The sequence below is a fragment of the Rhizobium sp. F40D2 genome, from assembly GCF_051810745.2.
Taxonomy (GTDB): Bacteria; Pseudomonadota; Alphaproteobacteria; order Rhizobiales; family Rhizobiaceae; genus Rhizobium.
This window is the reverse complement of the sequence record NZ_CM131436.1, coordinates 3,387,421-3,406,175: the sequence shown is the minus strand read 5'-3', so window position 1 is coordinate 3,406,175 and position 18,755 is coordinate 3,387,421. Positions and strand designations below refer to the sequence as shown.

The 18,755-nt window shown below is 62.6% G+C and carries 20 protein-coding genes; 7 read left to right on the top strand and 13 right to left on the bottom strand.

Translation table 11 applies throughout. The features are described from left to right. Nucleotides 1-136: 136 nt before the first annotated feature. Together ACS4RS_RS16340 and ACS4RS_RS16335 are read right to left on the bottom strand one after the other, a co-directional pair. The gene (locus ACS4RS_RS16340; protein ID WP_439010136.1) at nt 137-1,096 is read right to left on the bottom strand and encodes an acetylxylan esterase; all 960 of its coding nucleotides are present in this window, start codon (nt 1,094-1,096) and stop codon (nt 137-139) included. 163 nt (nt 1,097-1,259) lie between these two features. Then, nucleotides 1,260-2,033, bottom strand: coding sequence for an alpha/beta fold hydrolase (locus tag ACS4RS_RS16335; RefSeq protein WP_439010137.1), 774 nt, complete (start codon nt 2,031-2,033; stop codon nt 1,260-1,262). A gap of 353 nt (nt 2,034-2,386) precedes the next feature. On the opposite strand from ACS4RS_RS16335, the gene ACS4RS_RS16330 reads away from it, so the two are divergent. After that, a complete protein-coding gene (locus tag ACS4RS_RS16330) occupies nt 2,387-3,073 on the top strand; it encodes an FCD domain-containing protein (protein WP_439010138.1) in 687 nt (228 codons plus the stop codon). 5 nt (nt 3,074-3,078) lie between these two features. Here the strand turns inward: ACS4RS_RS16330 and ACS4RS_RS16325 are convergent, their stop codons facing one another. Then, on the bottom strand, nt 3,079-3,474 hold the full coding sequence (locus ACS4RS_RS16325; protein WP_054185645.1) for a Rap1a/Tai family immunity protein: 396 nt from the start codon (nt 3,472-3,474) through the stop codon (nt 3,079-3,081). A gap of 208 nt (nt 3,475-3,682) precedes the next feature. Further along, complete coding sequence (locus tag ACS4RS_RS16320) at nt 3,683-3,952, bottom strand: hypothetical protein (protein ID WP_449313733.1); 270 nt, start codon at nt 3,950-3,952, stop codon at nt 3,683-3,685. 266 nt (nt 3,953-4,218) lie between these two features. Between ACS4RS_RS16320 and ACS4RS_RS16315 the strand changes: the two genes are divergently transcribed. The 3 genes from ACS4RS_RS16315 (at nt 4,219) to ACS4RS_RS16305 (ending at nt 6,063) form a co-directional block, all read left to right on the top strand. Further along, nucleotides 4,219-4,989 (top strand): siderophore-interacting protein, encoded by a 771-nt coding sequence (locus tag ACS4RS_RS16315; protein WP_439010139.1) that lies wholly within the window; start codon nt 4,219-4,221, stop codon nt 4,987-4,989. A 147-nt stretch (nt 4,990-5,136) separates the two neighbouring features. Further along, nucleotides 5,137-5,634, top strand: coding sequence for a MarR family winged helix-turn-helix transcriptional regulator (locus ACS4RS_RS16310; protein ID WP_449313732.1), 498 nt, complete (start codon nt 5,137-5,139; stop codon nt 5,632-5,634). A 27-nt stretch (nt 5,635-5,661) separates the two neighbouring features. After that, a complete protein-coding gene (locus ACS4RS_RS16305; protein WP_439011820.1) occupies nt 5,662-6,063 on the top strand; it encodes an NUDIX domain-containing protein in 402 nt (133 codons plus the stop codon). Nucleotides 6,064-6,259: 196 nt separating this feature from the next. Here the strand turns inward: ACS4RS_RS16305 and ACS4RS_RS16300 are convergent, their stop codons facing one another. Together ACS4RS_RS16300 and ACS4RS_RS16295 are read right to left on the bottom strand one after the other, a co-directional pair. Continuing rightward, nucleotides 6,260-7,300, bottom strand: a complete 1,041-nt coding sequence (locus ACS4RS_RS16300) for a DUF3095 family protein (protein WP_449313731.1) — start codon at nt 7,298-7,300, stop codon at nt 6,260-6,262. Nucleotides 7,301-7,407: 107 nt separating this feature from the next. Beyond that, complete coding sequence (locus ACS4RS_RS16295; protein WP_439010142.1) at nt 7,408-7,803, bottom strand: Ohr family peroxiredoxin; 396 nt, start codon at nt 7,801-7,803, stop codon at nt 7,408-7,410. A gap of 247 nt (nt 7,804-8,050) precedes the next feature. On the opposite strand from ACS4RS_RS16295, the gene ACS4RS_RS16290 reads away from it, so the two are divergent. Further along, nucleotides 8,051-8,848, top strand: coding sequence for a methyltransferase domain-containing protein (locus tag ACS4RS_RS16290; RefSeq protein WP_439010143.1), 798 nt, complete (start codon nt 8,051-8,053; stop codon nt 8,846-8,848). A gap of 48 nt (nt 8,849-8,896) precedes the next feature. On the opposite strand, the gene ACS4RS_RS16285 is transcribed toward ACS4RS_RS16290, so the two are convergent. The 3 genes from ACS4RS_RS16285 to ACS4RS_RS16275 all read right to left on the bottom strand — a co-directional run bounded on the left by ACS4RS_RS16285 (nt 8,897) and on the right by ACS4RS_RS16275 (nt 12,664). Beyond that, nucleotides 8,897-9,244, bottom strand: coding sequence for a CAP-Gly domain protein (locus ACS4RS_RS16285; RefSeq protein ID WP_449313730.1), 348 nt, complete (start codon nt 9,242-9,244; stop codon nt 8,897-8,899). Nucleotides 9,245-9,381: 137 nt separating this feature from the next. After that, complete coding sequence (locus tag ACS4RS_RS16280) at nt 9,382-10,692, bottom strand: extensin family protein (RefSeq protein ID WP_449313729.1); 1,311 nt, start codon at nt 10,690-10,692, stop codon at nt 9,382-9,384. A gap of 151 nt (nt 10,693-10,843) precedes the next feature. Further along, a complete protein-coding gene (locus ACS4RS_RS16275) occupies nt 10,844-12,664 on the bottom strand; it encodes a methyl-accepting chemotaxis protein (protein ID WP_439010146.1) in 1,821 nt (606 codons plus the stop codon). A gap of 290 nt (nt 12,665-12,954) precedes the next feature. On the opposite strand from ACS4RS_RS16275, the gene ACS4RS_RS16270 reads away from it, so the two are divergent. Next, complete coding sequence (locus ACS4RS_RS16270) at nt 12,955-13,341, top strand: hotdog domain-containing protein (RefSeq protein ID WP_439010147.1); 387 nt, start codon at nt 12,955-12,957, stop codon at nt 13,339-13,341. Nucleotides 13,342-13,392: 51 nt separating this feature from the next. Further along, complete coding sequence (locus ACS4RS_RS16265) at nt 13,393-13,566, top strand: hypothetical protein (protein WP_439011891.1); 174 nt, start codon at nt 13,393-13,395, stop codon at nt 13,564-13,566. A 136-nt stretch (nt 13,567-13,702) separates the two neighbouring features. Here ACS4RS_RS16265 and ACS4RS_RS16260 read toward each other — a convergent pair whose 3' ends face one another. The 4 genes from ACS4RS_RS16260 to ACS4RS_RS16245 form a co-directional block, all read right to left on the bottom strand. Next, a complete protein-coding gene (locus tag ACS4RS_RS16260) occupies nt 13,703-14,887 on the bottom strand; it encodes a DUF1501 domain-containing protein (protein ID WP_439010148.1) in 1,185 nt (394 codons plus the stop codon). Nucleotides 14,888-15,002: 115 nt separating this feature from the next. After that, complete coding sequence (locus ACS4RS_RS16255) at nt 15,003-16,514, bottom strand: DUF1800 domain-containing protein (RefSeq protein WP_439010149.1); 1,512 nt, start codon at nt 16,512-16,514, stop codon at nt 15,003-15,005. Nucleotides 16,515-16,728: 214 nt separating this feature from the next. Beyond that, nucleotides 16,729-17,076 (bottom strand): DMT family protein, encoded by a 348-nt coding sequence (locus ACS4RS_RS16250; RefSeq protein WP_012558011.1) that lies wholly within the window; start codon nt 17,074-17,076, stop codon nt 16,729-16,731. A 210-nt stretch (nt 17,077-17,286) separates the two neighbouring features. Next, nucleotides 17,287-18,537, bottom strand: coding sequence for an MFS transporter (locus tag ACS4RS_RS16245; protein WP_439010150.1), 1,251 nt, complete (start codon nt 18,535-18,537; stop codon nt 17,287-17,289). Between the last annotated feature and the right edge of the window lie 218 nt (nt 18,538-18,755).

Genomic DNA, 18,755 nt, shown 5'->3' with positions numbered 1-18,755 from the left:
ACACGCGCAAAGGACGCTGTAGCAACTTGAATGGCTGCATAATTTGTCCTTAGTCGATTCCGATTGAAGGAATTATGTAGCGGCATCTCCAGGTCTCGATGCAGACACTGACTGTACCAGCGGAGATATTCGCGGTTCATGGCACCCCAAAGAACTGTCCGATCTTGTCGCGGAGGACCGCCTCTTGCTCAGCGCTTCCAGGGTAGTCAAAATGCCCGGCGTCCAGGATGAAGATTTCGTTAAATTTCGGTATCGAATTGGCGACAGCGAACTGGCAGGGCGGCGCGACCGAAGGATCGAAAAGCGCCACCGCCGTCAGCATCGGCACCCTGATCCGTCGCGCGGCCGTCGCCGCATCGAAGAAACGCAGCGTCTCCAACACGTTTCCGTGTTCCGCTTGATATTCCTGCACTCCTTGCGCACTGCCGACGCTCGGCAGTTTGAGGCGCAGCGGCTGGTGCCCGAAGCTTGGAAGTGCGAGATGCCCGCGGTCGATACGCGGATCATAAGCGATCGCCATCGCTCCGACGCCGCCGCCGAAGCTGATGCCGCTATAACCGATATGCCCTGAAAGCCAGGGATAGAGGGCTGCGAGCGTCGAGACGGCAAGCCAGATATCCTCAACGCAGCCGCCGATGACGTAGGAATCCTTCTTGTCGATATCGTGCAGCACATGCCAGGACGGATTCTGCGAAATCGGCGGATGGGCGCTGAGCGACAGCCCGCGGCAGCAGGGAAAAATGAGCGCCGTTTCCTTCACCGGCAAGTCGAAATCCGGACGGTCCCGACCACCGTAACCATGCCCGACGACGAGGCCGCGCCGCACCTGCCCCTCACGTGGCAGCAGCAGCCAGCCGCCGATCCGGAACGCATTCGTGGAGAGATAGACAAGGTCGAGCACGTGCCAATCGGGGTGGGTGAGCTGGCTCCGGGAAAGCGCCGGCTGCGGATCGACTGTCAGCGCCTGGCGGTGCCGCGCCTCCCAGAATGCGTCGAAACCATCAGGCTCCTCCGGCGGCTCGACCGCAAGAAGCTCTTCGAGCTGCATGCCGTAGGTCGGGTCGAAGTCGAAGGGATGGGTAGTGGGGATACTCATCCGGACTTTGTCGCGTGAAAGCGCCGGGCGCGCAAGACGATATGGCGGCACTTGCCCACCCGCTCCCGCCAGCAGCACTCATACGCAGGCCAAACGCCCGAGCCTTATAGGAGGGCGGGTGATGAGCGGTGGCACATTTTCTATAGACACCAGCCCCGGGAAACTACTGCCCCGCCGCCTCCAGGATCAGCCGGGTGATCTCATCGGGATGGGAGATGAGCGACAAGTGGCTGGCCTTCACCTCGATGGTTTTCGCTGCCATGCGCTTGGCCATGAAGCGTTCGAGATCGGGATCGATCGTTCGGTCCTCGGTCGAAACCGCATACCAGCTCGGCTTCGAACGCCAGGCGGCCTGAGTGGTCTTGCCGGTCAGCAGCGCCTTCTGGAACGGCTGCTGCACAGCATAGAGCACCTTTGCCCTGGCTTCCGGAAGGTCGCCGGCGAAATCGCGCAGGAAGGCAGCTTCGCTCAAGCGTCCCTCGTCGCCGTAGAATACGATACCGGCCGAAGCCGGCGGCGTGGGGAAGGTCTTGGCGAGCGCTGTGTAATCCTCGCCGGCATCCGGCGCACGGGCCGCGACATAGACGAGCGCCGAGACGATGGGATGCACACCCGCCTCGGTGACCATCATGCCCGAAAACGAATGCCCGACCAGCACCGTCGGGCCATCCTGCCGGTCGAGCACCCGCTTTACCGAAGCAACAGCCTCCGGCAGTGTCGTCAGCGGGTTCTGCACTGCCGTTGCATTGAGCCCGGCCGCCTGCAGGCGCGTGATCACCTCGCTCCAGCACGAGCCGTCGGCAAACAACCCGTGCGCCAACACGACATTGCGCGCTTTGGCCTGAGCGGGCGTCGCGGCCATGCCGCGGCTGGAGAGAAGAGTGGCGGCAGCACCGGCAACAAGGGCGGCCGAGAAAGCCCGTCTGTTCATAATCATCATATGGTTCCTCACATGTTGAGACTGCGAAAAGCATGCGGCCGAGACCAGGATCCGGGCTCGGTGAAAAATCTAGGATTCAAGATGCTGCGCCAGAACCGGTCGTCTCGCCGGCGGCTCCGGCCGCATCGAGATTGTCCTTGGGTGTATTCCAATTCGGCATTTGCTGCGGCCTGCGTATACAGAGCGCCGCCAACTGGAAATTTATGTATTCCCACCTCGCAGAATGTCAATTGTTGAATACGTAACAGCGTCATGATAGCGGATACGCATACACAGGCGAGTGTTCCGAGCAGCTTTGCATACACGGCTGTTGGAGCCGCTGGCCTGGAACAGGTCGGGGAGATGACGAAATGGGAAATGGCTTCGAAACTGAGGATGACAGCGACGATCGCGGGCTGCTCTCCGACCGCATTCGCAACGCCCTGACCGACGAAATCGCCGCCGGCACCTTGCCAGCGGGCGCGGCACTCGATGAACAGCAGCTTGCCGATCGTTTCGGCGCCTCACGCACCCCGGTTCGGGAAGCGCTACGCCAGCTCGCCGCCGGCGGCCTCGTCGAGCTTCGTGCCCGACGAGGCGGCGTCGTCGCCCGCATGACGCCGCAGCGCATCATGGACATGTTCGAGACCGTGGCCGAAATCGAGGCCGTCTGCGTCAGGCTCGCGACCTACCGCATGACACCATTGGAGCGCAGCCGCCTGATCGAACTGCACGACCTCTCACGGCCGATCGTCGACGCCGGCGACGTCAATGCCTATGACAGCTTCAACCGCCAATTCCACGAGACCATCTATCATGCCACCCACAACGGCTTTCTTGCCGAACAGGCGATCGCCATCCGCAACCGCCTGAACGCCTTCCGCCGCACGCAGCTGCGCCAAGGCGAAAGGCTAAGCCGCTCCCGCGACGAGCACGAGGCGATCATGCAGGCCATTGCCGAAGGTGACGGCGAGATGGCCTCACGCCGTATGCGCGCCCACATGTTGAACGCCGCCACCTCCCTCAGCCGTTTCATCGAGGCCAAGAAGCCGGTGTGAATCCCCTAAGGAATCGGGCAGTGGTATTTGTAATGAGCCAAGGTCATCATCAGCTCGTCGCCGGTCGCCTCGCGTATGCCGGGATTCTCTTCGAGGAACGTGCATAGCGTATTGCCGATCGCTTCCGCCGTGGTCCCGGTTGGAATGCAGACGTTAACACCAACGGCGATTGCAAAATGCGCCGAGTTCACCATCCTGCTGGGTCTGGGAGCGGCCTCGGTAAAAATGCGACGAGCGAGATACTCGTCACTATTCCATTTGTCCAACCAGCCGGCAACATACCCGACGACAAACTGCCGGGACCCGCTGCAATCAGAATAGAGAACGTCACCGCTGGATAATCCGGCGGGAATCTTTGCTGAAACCGTTGCCAAAAGGGTGGCGATAAGAATGCCCGACATCACATTTCCCCAAGACTGAATGGCGCGGAGCTTCGATCGGGAAAATGTCGGAAATGAGCTTCAAACGTGTCATCTTTTGTGCCGCATTCAAAAGTAGCAATGAGCGGCAATTTGTGTGCAGTTACGAGGTCGACAAAACACGGTGCAATCCCACGATACGCTCTCGCCTAAGCAGTTGGACGCACCGGATTCTTGTGATCGCCCGCCGTCAACCTCGGTCGAACCGGCTGACCTCAAGTCCGCTGCCGACCGGCAGCAGCACGCTTGATATCCCGGGTTTGGCGCGGATGGCTTCGCCGTAGCGCCTTAGGCTCCTGGCGAGAATATTGATGAACTGCCCGGTCTCAAGCCCGACTGCGCGCAGCCGCTGGTCCTGCCCTCCGTCGCGGCCGCCGGGAGGCAGCTCGCGCAAGCTGTTGCGCTCCGTCTCGATCATCGCGCGATAGATATCGAGGACTTCCTCGATCCTGTTGTCCAACGGCCCTGCTCTTCTGTCCTCGATTGATGGCCGATATTGCCCGGCCGAACTGGCTGCGAAAAGTTAAACTTAGGCAATCATCGGATTTGGCAGCCTCGACGCGGTTGCGCATGCCGCCGCGCTCCGCTACATCATCCTCGTCAATGGCCGGGTCACCCGGCCACGTAAGCGTTAACGTCACTCAACGCGTATGATCGAACGGCTTTGCGGCTTCGATCTGCGCGACTGTGTCCTGCGGATCGAGTTTCAAAAGCTCCTGAGGACACATGGATAACAATCAATTCAAAGAGCAGACTTTACCGGCCCCCGGAATCGAGCGGGTGCGCCACGACACGCGGCGGCGCACATTGACGGTCGAAAGCGTCGTCGACATCACCCCCGGCATGCGCCGTATCACATTGCGCGGCGACGATCTTGTCGATTTCACCAGTCTTGCGCCCGACGACCACATCAAGATCTTCGTTCCCGCCGCCGATGGCGGGGAAGCGCGTCGGGATTACACGCCGCGCCGCTATGACAATGCTGCGCGCAGATTGACCATCGACTTCGCCTTGCACGAGGCAGGTCCGGTGACGCAATGGGCGGTCGGCGCACGCCCCGGCGACAGGCTCGAGATCGGCGGGCCAAGAGGCTCTGCCGTGGTCTCGAAGGCGGCGACGCGATGGTTGCTGATCGGCGACGAGACCGCGCTGCCTGCGATCGGCCGCCGGATCGAGGAGAGTGCGGCCGGAACGGCCGTCACCGCGATCGCCGCCGTCACCGGCCCGCTGGAAGAGCAGAGCTTCGAGACCCGCGCGGACCTTGATGTTCACTGGGCGCACCGGCCTCTTTCCGAGGCAACCGATGCCGCGGCACTGCTGAAACTGTTGCGCACAATCGACATCAAGCAGGAAACCTTGGTCTGGGTCGCGGCGGAAGCCTCGGTGACACGCGACATCCGCGCCCATCTACTGGAACGACGCTACCCGCTGAGCTGGATCAAGGCATCCGGCTACTGGGTATTCGGCAAGGCCGATACGACGGAGAAGTTCGGTTAATCCGCTGGACGCCAACGCTGGCCGCCGCTCCGCAAGCTGGGACGACGGCCGGACACGCTGTTAGAAACCAGGTGAATACGCATTGCGATTTAATCGGATGCGATGTATATATAGTCCTAAGCAATCAGAGCGTTGATAGGATTTCCCATGTCTACCTCCAAAACCGCGAAACAGCCCGAGATGCCGACGCCCGCCGGCCCAGGCGCGGAGAGCAGGAAGCTTTCGACCTTCCTGTGCTTCGCGGTCTATTCGGCCAATCTCGCCTTCGGCCGCGCCTACAAGCCGGTCCTGGACGCACTCGGCCTGACCTATACCCAATACATCGCCATGGTGGCCCTCTCCGAGGAGGACGACCAGACGGTCAGCATGCTAGGGGAAAAACTGTTCCTCGAATCCAACACGCTGACGCCCATTCTCAAGAAGCTGGAGTCCTCAGGCTTTATCACCCGCCATCGCGACCCCGCCGACGAACGCCAGGTGCGCGTGAACCTGACGCCGGCGGGGCGCGATCTTCTCGACACCGATCCCGGCTCAGTCCTGATCGACGCGGTCGGCCTCGGCGACGATTTCCCCATCGTACAGAAATCGGTGACGCGGCTGCGCGACAACCTGCTGCGGGCGCAGGCGGAGCCGCAAAAATCATGATCGCGGCAGATGTCGGTACCCGGTGACATGCCCGAGATCGCAATCGGCGCATTGATCGGGAATGGGAGCGTTCTTCTCGCCAGGCGAAGTTCGGAGCGCCGGACGCACCCGGATCGGTGGAGCCTGCCGGGCGGCCATGTCGAAGACGGCGAAGACGCCGAGACGGCAATGCGCCGGGAATTGCAGGAAGAAATCGGCGTGACGCCGCAGCACTGGCTGTTTGCCGGAAAATTCGTTTCGGAAAGCCCGCCCGGGGTATCCGCCACCTTCCATGTCTATCACGTCGACCGATGGCAAGGCTCTCCACGACTTATCGGCGATGAACACACGGCGCTCGGATGGTTTACCACCTCGGAGATAGAATGCGAAACCGAACTGGCGCCGCCTCAGCTTGGTGAAATGCTCCTGAAGCTGCTCAGGCGGGAGTGACCCGCAAGACACGATGAAGGTGCCTTCCCCACCCTCCCTCATTCCTGTGCCCGTCACAAAAATCCAGCCACCGCGCGTCCGCGCGGTGAACGACTCCTTGTGACCTTTAATATTCTCCCGCGCCCAAGGACTTGGGCGCACTGGATTCCTGTGACAAGCACAGGAATGAAGGAGGACAGGTAGTGCTAACCCCAGCCTACAACGCGCATGACCGCGCCACATCCTCCAGAGCGCCCTCCTCCATCATCTCGGCCGCCTTCGCGTAACCACCGCCCATTCCATCGAGGAAATGCAGGTGCAGATCCGGCCGGCCCGATGGCACAAGGCAGGTCATCAGCGCGTGAGACTGGCGGTGCAGGCCGAAATCGATCTCGCCGCGCGCCCGCGCCGCAATGAGCATCGCTTCGACGCTGTCGATCTGCTCCGGCGCGCAGTCCAGCGTCAGGCGCAGGCCGTCGTCGAACTTGCGGAAATCCGAATTGGAGGCAACCTCCGGCCAGCGTTTGGCGCTGACCTGTTTCTCTCTTGCCATACCCGTCCGCCCGGACAGCGGATGAGACCGGCGCGGCGCGGCGTCGAAAACCGCCAGAACGCGTTTCGCCTGCGCCGCAAAAACCTCCGGGCGCGTCTGGTCGCGCGGCTCGACCAACAGCGAAAGGATCTCGCCGCGCTGGCTCGGGAATGGCGCCCAGTCGCAGCTCAAGCCCGTCAGGTCAGGCTTCATCGCATAACGGCCGGGCTTGACTAGATAGCGGCCCTTCTTGATCTGCTGCTCCGCCCATTTCAGCCCGCCGCCGGCAAACATCGCATAGGTCGCGCTCTCGGAAGCGGCATAGCGCGCGATCCTGACGTCGCGCCCGTTCGCGCGGATTTCGCCGACGGTGACGAGCCCGACACGCAGGTCGAGATGAAGATCGGTTTTGGCGAAGCCCGCGACATCACGCAAGGCCGATGTCGCAGCCATGATGCCGTTCGCCGGCAAGGCGAAGGCTGCTCCGTCTCCGCGAAACACGAAGGGAAAATCGAATGAACCCCAGCCATTGCCGAGGGCGGCGATGATCGATGCGCCGGCATAATTGACGTCTTCGTAGCGCCCCGACCGGATCGCCGCGGTCGAGCTGACGACGTCGGTGATGCCGATCAGCCAATCGTCAGGCAACGGCTCGTAGACGTCGGGATCGAGTACAAGCGAAAACTCGTCATAGGCTTGGTGCGGCTCGGCGTGGCTGTTGATCATGGCACATCCTCCGGATCGGCAGGTTGGGCTGCTGGCTCAGAAACGGGTCTGCCGCCAATCGGCAGACCCCGCCTTGAAGGTGACGGCGCGAGGCCGGCCATTCCCGTTCAGACGAGCCTGGTTTCGACGTCGATATTGCCGTGCACCGCCTTGGAATAAGGGCAGATGCCGTGGGCCGCCTCGATCAACTCCTGCGCGATCCCGCGATCGATGTCTGCCAGGCTGACATTGAGCCGTGCGCGCAGGAAGTACGAGCCGTTATCGCCATTGAGCGTGATCTCGGCATCGACCTCGGGACCGGCTGGCAACGTGATCTTCCGCTGCGCGGCGGCCAGCTCGATGGCGCCGATATAGCAGGCCGACCAGGCGGCGCCGAACAGGTTTTCGGCCGCCGGATGCGGCTGCGGCAGCCTGATGTCGAGCGTACCGTCGCTGCTGCGTGCATAGCCGTTGCGGCCGCCGGCGATATGGGTCCTGCCGGCGAAAAGAAGCTTCTCAGTCATTGTCGTATCCTTCCTGTTTGATCTTTTTATCGTATCCGATTTAATCGGATGCGCCTTAATATGTTGAGCCGATTTCGATGTCAACAATATTCCGATTTCATCGGATGCGATTTATTTCCAACAGAAGGCTTGAGCCAACCGCGCGGGCAGGCTCGAGCGGCGCATAGTCGTGTCTTGTCCATGAACGAAGCCCTCTATAGGCTCTGCCTCGAGGCCCGGGACTTGACGAGGAAGGCGGAGAATTGAGATGTCCTCCATAACCGAAGGTAATGCGGTGCAGTATGGCGACAGCCGCAAGCTCGCCGCCCGCGCCAGGCTCCATACCGAATATACCATCGCCGAAACCGCCTGGTTCCCGTGGGTTGCCGGGCAACTACCCCTGAAACCGGGAAATCACCTGCTCGACGTCGGCTGCGGACCGGCATGGTTCTGGGCGGCAACGGCAAGCTTGCTGCCGGAGGATCTGCACCTGACGCTGACCGACCTTTCGTCAGGCATGGTCGACGAGGCAGTGGCGCGCTGCAGCGCACTGCCCTTCGGCTCCGTTCGAAGCTGCCGGGCCGATGCCGCCGCACTTCCCTTCGAAGACGGCGCCTTCGATCTCGTGATCGCTATGCATATGCTCTATCACCTGCCCGACCCCGCCGCCGGCGTCGCGGAGATGGCAAGGGTTCTGAAACCGGGCGGCTTTCTCGCGGTCACCACCAATGGCATCGGCAATATGCGCGAGATCTATCGCCTGACGACCGTCTTCGGCAGCGCGCCGACCGATCCGGCCGCCGAAGCCTTCGGATATGACGCTGCCGAGCAAATGATGCGGTCGCAATTCGGAAACGTCGCCATGTCGCAGTATCCGGCAAGCATGCGGATCACCGAGCCGGAAGATGTCTTCCTGGCTCTCACCTCCTATCCGCCCGGCGAAGGCGCTGGCGAGCCTCACCTCACCCACTTCCGCCAAGCGATCGCCGATGCCTTCAGGCAAGGCAGCGGCGCGCTCGATGTCAGCAGGGAAACCGGGCTGTTCATTAGCAGGAAGCCAGCCTGATCGGATCACCGTCTTTCGGGATCGCGACCGGCCGGGGCAGAGCGGCGCTCAGACCTTCTCTTTCTTCCTGACCTTTTCCTTTGGCTCCGCCGGTGCATCGGGTGTCGGGGCGAGCAGCTTGCGCAGCGATGCGATCTTGTCCTTCACCAGAGGCCGGAAGCGCGTCGCGCGATAGGGCATATCGGCCGCCCCGTAACCTTCCGGCCCGTCATCATTGCCGCGGTGGATTTCCGCGAGCTTCACCCCGATGAAGGTGCCGTCGACATAATGGGTATATTCGCCCACCCAGCGGATCGTATAGATCTCGCCTTTGCGGATGAGCTGGTCGATGCTGACATGTTTGAAGGTATCGTTGATGCAGACGACCTTCTGGCCGACATGAAAATCATAGCTCATGGATCCAACTCTCAAACGGCAATCCGCCCCGGCGATCTATAGCGCGCCGGGCCGCCAGGATGAACCATTTTCTGCCGGCGGGCCTATTTGCCGCGACCACCGCCGCACCCACGCTGCACGGTTCAAGGGGACAGATATCAGTCGCAATAGACCTTGCCGCTCTTGCGGGAGCGCAGATCGAAGTGGAAGTGGTTCCAGTGCTCCGGGTTGCTGCCGGGACCGAGCACGGTGCTGAAATAACGGCAGCTGTCGGTGCGCACCGCCTTCAGCAACCGGCCCTCGCGCAGCGAGAACAGGCCCTTCTTGCGCACGTCGATCTCGTGGCCGTTCTTCAGCACGAACTTGCCGACGTCGATGGCATTTCCATGGGCGTGTTCAGACATCGGATTGTATCTCTGCCGGCTGTTGTTCATGCGGCGGCAGGAATAGCCGCCGAGCGGCTGGATCGTCCTGATGCCGCTCCAGTAGCGGTAGCGGGCAGACGGCGCCAACTCGTTCTTCACCCATTTGGCGAAGGCGAGCGTCACCTGACAGTTCAGCGTCACCGCCGGCTTGACGCCGATACTGCCGGAAAGCCCTTTCAGCGATACAGGATAGGGCACCTGGCAAGCCGGCCCGTTCGAGATCGGCGGCTTCTCGTCGAAGAGCACACCCATGCGCTTCAGCTCGCGCCGGCAGGCAAGCTCGGAGGCGGGCATGACGCTCGGATCGACGGGTGCCGCCGGCTCGCTCATCATCGGATTGTTGGGCCGGAGCATCGCGACCTCTTCGCTTTCGTCCTCTTCCGGAACGCGTGTCGGCGCCACCACAGGGCTGCCGTCGTTCCAGGCGGGCGCCCGGCTCATCTGCGCTTGTGCTGCCGGCTGCGGCATCGGTGCGGGCTGGCGTAGCGGCTGGTTCACCTGCCTAGGGCTATCGGTGCCGATGCCGTCAACGACGGGCTCGGTCGCATTGCCCTCGGCGATCTGCTGCTGTTGCTCCTGCGCCAGCCCGACGACCGGCTCAGCCCCAAGTTCGTCATCCATATTGACGCCGCCGGAAGGGATCGCAAGGTTCTGGGTGCCGCCCCAATTGCCGCTCGGCTGGCCCGCCGCCAGCGCCTCATCGCTGTCGATCATCGGCAGGCGCCCCCGGCGCGCCGCCGGTTGGGAGGGCGCGGCATGACCGGTGCCGGCAAGGTTCGGCGTATTGAGGTAATCGACGGAGCCCTGACTATTGCCGACCGGCGCATTGGAAACCGGATAGGAGGCCTGGCTTTCCACCGGCGCCATTCGGACCGAGGGCGCCATGCGCGCCGCCGGCGCCCGTGCCGGCGAGATCGAGCTGACCCTGGTGCCGCTGTCGACATTGGCCGGCGGCACCAGCCCATCGCTGATCGAACAGGTCGTCAGCGCCGCCGAGAGCAGCAGGGGCAAAAGGGATCGCCGAGGAAAGGAAACAAACGCCATACTCTTATCGCTTCCGCAGGCCGACTGGGCAGTGACAGAAAAAACTCACTCCAATTTTAATTAAAAACGGTGAATGAAAACTTACCGGCACAATCTGAACGCGACAGAGATGAAAAAGGCCGCTTTCGCGGCCTTCAATCTGTCGTTCAACTCACGCTGCCCGTGTGTACCGGGCTCCAGGCGATTGCCCTGCCCCACGCAGCCGGAAATTCGAAAGCAGCGTCTTCAACTGGGTGCTTTCGTCGGCGAGCGTGCGGCTCGCCGCCGTCGTTTCCTCGACCATCGCGGCATTCTGCTGCGTCATCTGGTCCATATGGTTGACGGAACCGTTGATCTCGTTCAGTCCGGTCGACTGTTCGCGTGCCGCCGTCGCGATCGACGCAACGTGGTCGTTGACCTTGTTGACCAGCGCCTCGATCTCCAGCAGTGCTTCACCCGTCGAGCGCACCAGCGCCACCCCGCCCTCGACCTCGTTGGCCGACCGGCTGATCAGCTCCTTGATCTCCTTGGCGGCATTGGCGGAACGCTGGGCGAGCTCGCGCACTTCCTGGGCGACGACGGCAAAGCCGCGGCCCGCCTCGCCTGCCCGCGCCGCCTCGACGCCGGCATTCAGCGCCAGAAGATTCGTCTGGAAGGCGATCTCGTCGATAACCGAAATGATCTGGTTGATGCGGCTCGACGATTCCTCGATCCGGCCCATCGCCGTCACCGCATTGCGGACGATATCGCCGGAACGGCCGGCGCTTGCCTTGGTTTCGGCCACCATCTCGCGCGCTTCGTTCGCCCGCTCGGATGCCGTCTTGACCGTCGCAGTGATCTCGTCGAGCGCTGCCGCCGTCTCTTCGAGTGCCGCCGCCTGCTGTTCCGTCCGCTTCGACAGGTTGCCGGTCGCTTCACTGATGTCGGAAGCGCTGTCGTTGACGACGCGGCTCGATTCGGCGATCGCATGGATGACCCCGTTCAGCGCATCGACGGCGGCGTTGAAATCGCCCCTCAGCTTGGCATAGTCTTCGCCGATATCGCCGATCGCGACCGTCAGGTCACCGCCCGCGAGCTTCTCCAGGCCGACGCCCAGCGCCTGCATCGCCAGGGTCTGCCGCTCGGAAGCCGAACGCAGGCTTGCCTCGTTGCCGCGGCGCTCGTCCTCGATCTGCCGCTGCCTTTCGTCTTCCCGCCCGCGCAGCGCGCTGCGCTCGTCGACGGAATCGCGCAGCACCAGCAGCGCCTTGGCCATCTGGCCGATCTCGTCGCGACGATCGCTGCCGGCGATCTCCACCGATGCCTCTTCGGCGGCGATCGCGTTCATCGCCGTCTTCAGCCTGGCGATCGGCGCCGTCACGCTGCGCACGATGGCATAGGCGATGGCAACCGTGACGGCCGCGCCGAGCAGGCAGAGCACTGCCGCCCAGATCGCGTTCTGGCGATAGAGCGCGGCAAGATCATCGGCATAGACGCCGGTGCCGACGATCCAGCCCCAGGGCTCGAAACCGGCGACATAGGAATATTTCAGCACCGGCTCGTCGGCGCCCGGCTTCGGCCAGTAATAATCGACGAAGCCCTTGCCGTCCTTCTTCACCTTGTTGACGAATTCGACGAACAGGAACTTGCCGTTCGGATCCTTCATCTGCGAGATGTCGGTACCATTAAGTGCCGGCTTGATCGGATGCATCACCATGGTCGGATGCATGTCATTGATCCAGAAATAGCCGTCGGCGCCGTAACGCATCGCGCCGATCACGTCCTTGGCGGCCGCCTGGGCCTGCTCGCGGGTCATCGTGCCCGCCTGCTCCATCTGGTGATATTTGTCGAAGATGCCGATCGCCGTCGCCTCCATCTTCTCCAGCCCCGCCTTCCGCTCCGCTTGCAGCTCGGAATAGGAATAGTTCAGAAAGAACACCATCGTTGCCGCGAGCACGGCAAGCGTGAAGCCGACGAGGCAATAAAGGCGTGTGGAAATCTTGATGTTGCGCATGAGGTTCCCGGCGAGTCTTCTATGTGAGATCGTTCACATACTGACCCATCAGAATTACTGGAGCGTAAAGTTTAGTTAGAAGACGATTAAATAACGTAAGGGAGGTAGCGGTTGTAAAATTCAACCAATTGAAATTGAATAGAATTTGGATCCGCGCCGGCACGGCATTTTTCGGCCGCCGTCTACTCCAAGGGCCTGGTCCGGCAGTCTTTTACAGCCTCCAGCCTTTGCACTAGGGTACTCATCAGTGAATCGCCGGCCCATGGCCCGCACCAGATGGAGAACCCTTGATGACCGATGCCGCCAAGCCGAGAGGCGAACTGACGCTGCGCACGCTCGCAATGCCGGGTGATGCCAACCCGGCCGGCGATATCTTCGGCGGCTGGGTCATGGCGCAGATGGACCTTGCATCCGGCATTCGCGCCGCCGAGCGCGCCAGGGGCCGCGTCGTTACCGCCGCCGTCAAGGAGATGGCCTTCGAGCTGCCGGTCAAGATCGGCGACACGCTGTCGGTCTATACCGATATCGAGCGCGTCGGCCGCACCTCGATCACGCTGATCGTCGAAGCTTGGGCGCATCGTGCCCGTTATGCCAAGATGGAGAAGGTTACCGCCGCCACATTCATTATGGTGGCGCTCGATGAAGAGGGCAAACCGAAGGCCGTCCCCGAGCAGTGATAATCGCGAGAAGTAAATGGCGCGAGAATTAAACGGCCCGGGGAATAGAGAATGGAAACGGTCAGCTCGCCGGAAGTCTTCCTTCACATCAAGGTAGTGATGGGCATGGTCATCAGCCTTTCGCTTGCCAGGCTGCTGACCGGCGTTGCCGGCATCGTCCAGCATCCTCCGGCAACGTTCTTAAGTGTTCTGCCGCGTGGACACGCGGCTGCTGGATTCCTGTGACGAGCACAGGAATGACGGAGGAGAGGTTGTGCCTCGACAAGAGCAGGCGGCCGCCCGGCCATTCGCTTGGGCTCAGGGCGTTCGCCGCTGCAATCAATTCACTGGATCGATCGCTCGGGCTGCGCCCGACCGCCCCTCACGCCTTCAAAAACTGCGACCCCTTATCAAATCCCAGCCCCGGAAAAATCTTCCCCGTCAGATCATCCACACCGACATCGAACTGCCGGTAGAGCATTGCCGCCGCCACCTCGCGCACGTCGGCGGTCGGCATCAGGTCGCGGTCGTCGAGCAGCTGGCCGTCGCCGATGCCGGGCCACTTGCCGAGGATACGCCCGCCGTTGATCGCGCCGCCTGCAAGCAGCGCGCAGCCGCCGGTGCCATGATCGGTGCCGGCGGAGCCGTTCTGGCGGGCGGTGCGGCCGAATTCGGTCATCGCGAGCACCACGGTCTTTGCCCAGATCTCGGCCCCAAGCGTCGTCTTCAGCGTGTTGATCGCCTGCGCCAGATCCTGTGCCGGCCGCTTGAACTGGCCGGCCTGGCCGATATGCGTGTCCCAACCGGTGATCGAGAAACTGGCGATCCGGTAATCGCCCTTCAGCATGTTGGCCGCGAGCGCTGCCACATCAGCAACCTTCTCGCCGCGCTGGCCATCCGGCTCGACCATCATCGAGGCGGCGTCGGCCCGCGTCGCCTCGGCAAGCGCTGCGGCAAACGGCGGATCGCCCGCATAGAGCCGCGCCAGGAACTGCATTTCGTCGCGCGCCGGTGCCAGATTGGAATCCGAGGCCCAGACGTCGACATTGTTCGGCCCGGAGAGGATCAGCTCGGTCGAGGTGTTGACATCGATCGCCTTGCGCGCATCCGAGCGTGGAATGACGGCAAGTGCCCGGTTCAGCCAGCCGGTCTTTTCCTCGGCGACATGTTCACCGCCGGATTCCAGCATGTCCTGCCCGTCGAAATGGCTACGCTGGTCGCGATAGGGCGTCGACACCGCATGCACGAAGGCGAGCTCCCGGTTCTTCCAAAGCGGCATAAGATCCACGGCAGCGGGATTGAGACCGAAACGCCCGTCGAGATCGAGAAGCCCGGTATCAGGCGTCAGTGCCAAGGTCGGCCGAAGCGCGGCAAAACCCGCATCGCCATAGGGCTGCACCAGATCCAGCCCGTCCATCGCGCCGCGCAGCACGATGGTGACGAAGCGGTTGTCGCCTGGCATCGCCGCGAAGGTGACCGGCGTGAAGATGGGTGTGGCGGCAAGACAGCAGGCCGACGTCAGAAAGCCGCGGCGGGAAAGGGAAATCCGGTTCATCGACAGCGTCATGGCGGGGGCCTCCTGAGCAGGTTCGGGAAAAGTGTCCAGCGGTTTTCCGGTCAGAACCTGCGACAAAACAAATGAGCTAAGGAGACGAAGCGTTGGCTTGCCAACGAAAGTCTGCTTAGCGGCGGTTGAATTCGGGTGATGCCAGCACCAATGTCAGCCCGCTGATCTTGTTCGGCGCTTGCGACACCACGCGGATCGTCTCGTCGCGCGCAGCATCCGCAAGCGTCGACTTCAGGAATTCTCGCGGATCTTCGTCGCGGCCGAATTGCGCCGCCGCCCGCCGTGCCCAGGCCAATCGCTCGGCGAGCTGGCTGCCGGTGATCCAGGCGGAAAAACCCTCCTCGAAACCGGCCGGGCTCGGCGGCAGCCAAATCGGCTGGCCCATGCGCTTCAGCGCCCCCTGCCCCAACGCCCGCGCCGTCCGGAAGGCTTTCAGCCGCTTGTCCCTCGCCTCGCCGGCCGGATCCGTCGTCACAGGCGATCCTGCCATGCCAGGCGTATTCGCCGCCATGTCGCCCTCTTCGGTGCCCTGCTGGTTGGCCGCCAGGAAGCTGCCGACGACGCCGTTGACCGGCCCCGCATTCAGCGCCCTCAATCCCGCAACGACATAATCGAAGGGCTGACGCGCCTTTACGCCCTCGTCGCGCCAGGCGGCGGGATGGTCGAGCATGGCGGTGTAGACGGCTGTGAGATCACCATCCGTCTTCTTCCAGGCCGCGGCCATGTCGGACACCAGCCCCTCGTCGGGCTGGTCGGAGACGAAATGCACCGCGAGCTTGCGGCTGATATGCGCCGCTGTCTTCGGATGGACCGAGAGATCGTCGAGCATCTCGAGATAATCGTCGCGCGAGCGCTTGTGACCGCCATAGCGGACGCCGAGCACTTCATGCGCGCCGGGCTCGGAAATATTCGGCCGGAAGGCGATGTCCATCTCCCTGCGGTCGATGGTCAGGCCCGTCAGCACCATGGCAGCCGCCGTCACATCCGCCTGGGTATAGCCGCTGCCGGCGCCGAGCGTGTGCAACTCCAGGAGTTCGCGGCCGAGATTTTCGTTCAGCCCCTTGTTGCGTTTCATGCCGCCGACCGATTCCGGCCCGAGTGATTCCGCCTGGTCGAGGTAGATCAGCATGGCGGGATGGGCCGTGGCGCTGCGCAGGAGATCGCCGAACCTGCCCGATATGAACGGCCGGATTGCCTCGGCCTCATAGAGCGGCACGATAAGGCGCATCGGCAGGCTTTTGTTGGCGCTGGTGGAGAAATGGTCGGTCCAGAAGGTCGAAAGCCGCTCGTAGAAGCCATACGGCGACAGCACCGCCTGCATCAGCCGCAGGTTCGCATCGTGCTGGAATTGCTGCTGCGCCTGGCGCTGCACGCCCTTGCGCATCTCGCGCCGCGTCGGATCGTCGGTCACCGTGCCGGCGTCCTCTCGGATCTGTTTCAGCTGCGCCTGGAGGCTGAGGATCGCCCGGCGGCGTGTCTCGGGGCCGCCAAGCGGAAAGTCCGGCGTTGCCGCCATTCCCTTGCCGAGCTGGCCGATCAGCTCATCCTTGCTTTGCGGCGGCGCCTCGCCCGGCCGGAAACCATAGCCGAACCGGATCGCCGCCATCGTCGGGAAAGAGAGGCTCATGGCCGGTCAACTCCTGATCAATGCTGAAGCAATTCCAGCAAACTGCGCCGCGGTTTGCTGGAATTGCGCAAACAAAAGACAGAGCATTTCAACAACTCGAAGAGAGCAGGAATGCTTGAGGTGACAGGCTGCCAGCCGATTGCGACGGCAATCTGTAGGAAATGTGGCGATATCCAGACATGGACGATTTGTAATCTGTTGAAAAAATTACAATTTACGCCCGAAAGATGAAGGAAGCTCCGATTGCGATGAGCGCAAAGCCGATCGCATGGTTCCAGGTCAGGTTCTCGCCGAGCCAGAAGATCGAGAAGCCGGCAAAGACGATCAGCGTGATCACCTCCTGCATCGTTTTCAACTGCGCCGTCGTATAGACCGCCGAGCCGATGCGGTTGGCCGGCACCGCCAGGCAATATTCGAAGAAGGCGATACCCCAACTGACGAGGATGGCAAGGAAGATGGCGCTGCTCTTGTGCTTGAGATGGCCATACCAAGCGAAAGTCATGAAGATGTTGGAGGCAAACAGCATGATGACAGGCCAGAGGGCGGCGGGAGAAAATGACATGGAGTAACTCGGGGCTTCGGAGGGAACACGGCTGATCCGGCGAGATACCGGCGGGCTTTACCTAGCACGCCGCAATTCGACGGCAAGCCCCCGAGACTCGGACCGATCGTCTCACGTTACCAAGACGAGGCGGATCGCCAGTATTTCGCGCGCTCGTGGTCCAGCAAAGGCCGGCGACCTCAGCCGCCGGCCTCTGGACCGCAGGCAGCGCTAGATCTGCATCGCGCCATGCGGCTCCTCGGCTTCCTCCATGCCGAAGCGAACACCCTTCTTCTCGTAGCCGAAGCCGGCGAGCAGGGCGACGACGAGCGCCACCACCGCCGCGACGATCAGCAGCGCTGAGGCGTAATCGCCGTCCCAGCGGGCGGCGAGCCCCGCCTGCAGCGTGGCGTTGCCAGAGGCCAGCAGATTGCCGAGTTGATAAGCGAAACCGGGAAAGGTGCCGCGCACCTCGTCCGGCGACAACTCGTTCAGATGCACCGGCACGATGCCCCAGGCGCCCTGGACGAAGAACTGCATCAGGAAGGCGCCGATGGCGAGCAGCACCGGTCCCGGCGCATAGGCCCAGAGCGGTGCCACGGGCACGGCGATCAGCGCGGCGATGACGATCGCCCGTTTTCGGCCGATCCGCTGCGACAGTGCTCCGAAGAACAGCCCACCGCAGATCGCCCCGATATTGTAGACGATGGCGATCGCGCCGACCGTATAGCTCGAATAGTTGCGCTGAGTTTCGAGGAAGGTGGGGTAGATGTCCTGCGTGCCGTGGCTGAAGAAGTTGAACGCCGTCATCAAGAGCACCGCCCAGATGAACAGCGGAATGTTTTCGCGCAGGACGGTCAGGAATGGCCGGCGCCCCGCCGCCTGCCGCTTCAGGAAGGCCGGACTCTCCTCGACATTGCGCCTGATGTAGAGCACCAGCAGCGCCGGCGCCGCGCCGACGAAGAACATGCCGCGCCAGCCGATGACGGGAAAGAGCAGGAAGAACACGATCGAGGCGATCAGATAGCCCGAGGGATAACCCGCCTGCAGAATGCCGGAGACGATGCCGCGGCTCTCCTCCGGCACCGTCTCCATGACCAGCGAGGCGCCGACGCCCCATTCGCCGCCCATGGCGATGCCGTAAAGCGCCCGGAGCACCAGGAACATGGTGAGGCCGGTGGAGAAGCCGGTCAGGAATTCGAACAGCGAATAGAGCAGCACGTCGGCCATCAGCGTGATGCGCCGCCCGTACCGGTCGGCCGCCAGCCCGAAGATCAGCGCGCCGAGCGCCCGCATGGCGAGCGTCAGGAAGATCGCCACCGAGACGGCGGGGACGTCGGTGTGGAATTCCTCGGCGATATATTTGAGAACGAAGACGAGAATGAAGAAATCGAAAGCATCGAGCGTCCAGCCGAGATAGCTGGCGATGACGGTGTTACGCTGCTGCGGCGTCAGCCGGCGCAGACTTTCCAAAGCGGACATATGAATTCCTCCGTCCGAAAGCGGCGGCGAGGCGGTCAATTCCGGATGCCGTCGGAAGGGGTGCCCGAACCGGGCGGGTTGCGGCTGTCAGGGGCTGCGGTTGCGGGAAAGCGCATTCGCAATCGGAGACAGCGGAAACAACGGCAGCGATGCTGGCCGAGTTCCATCACGTTTCGCGTGATCAAGAGCGGCGTCTCGGTGGGGGGAGCACCTCCCAG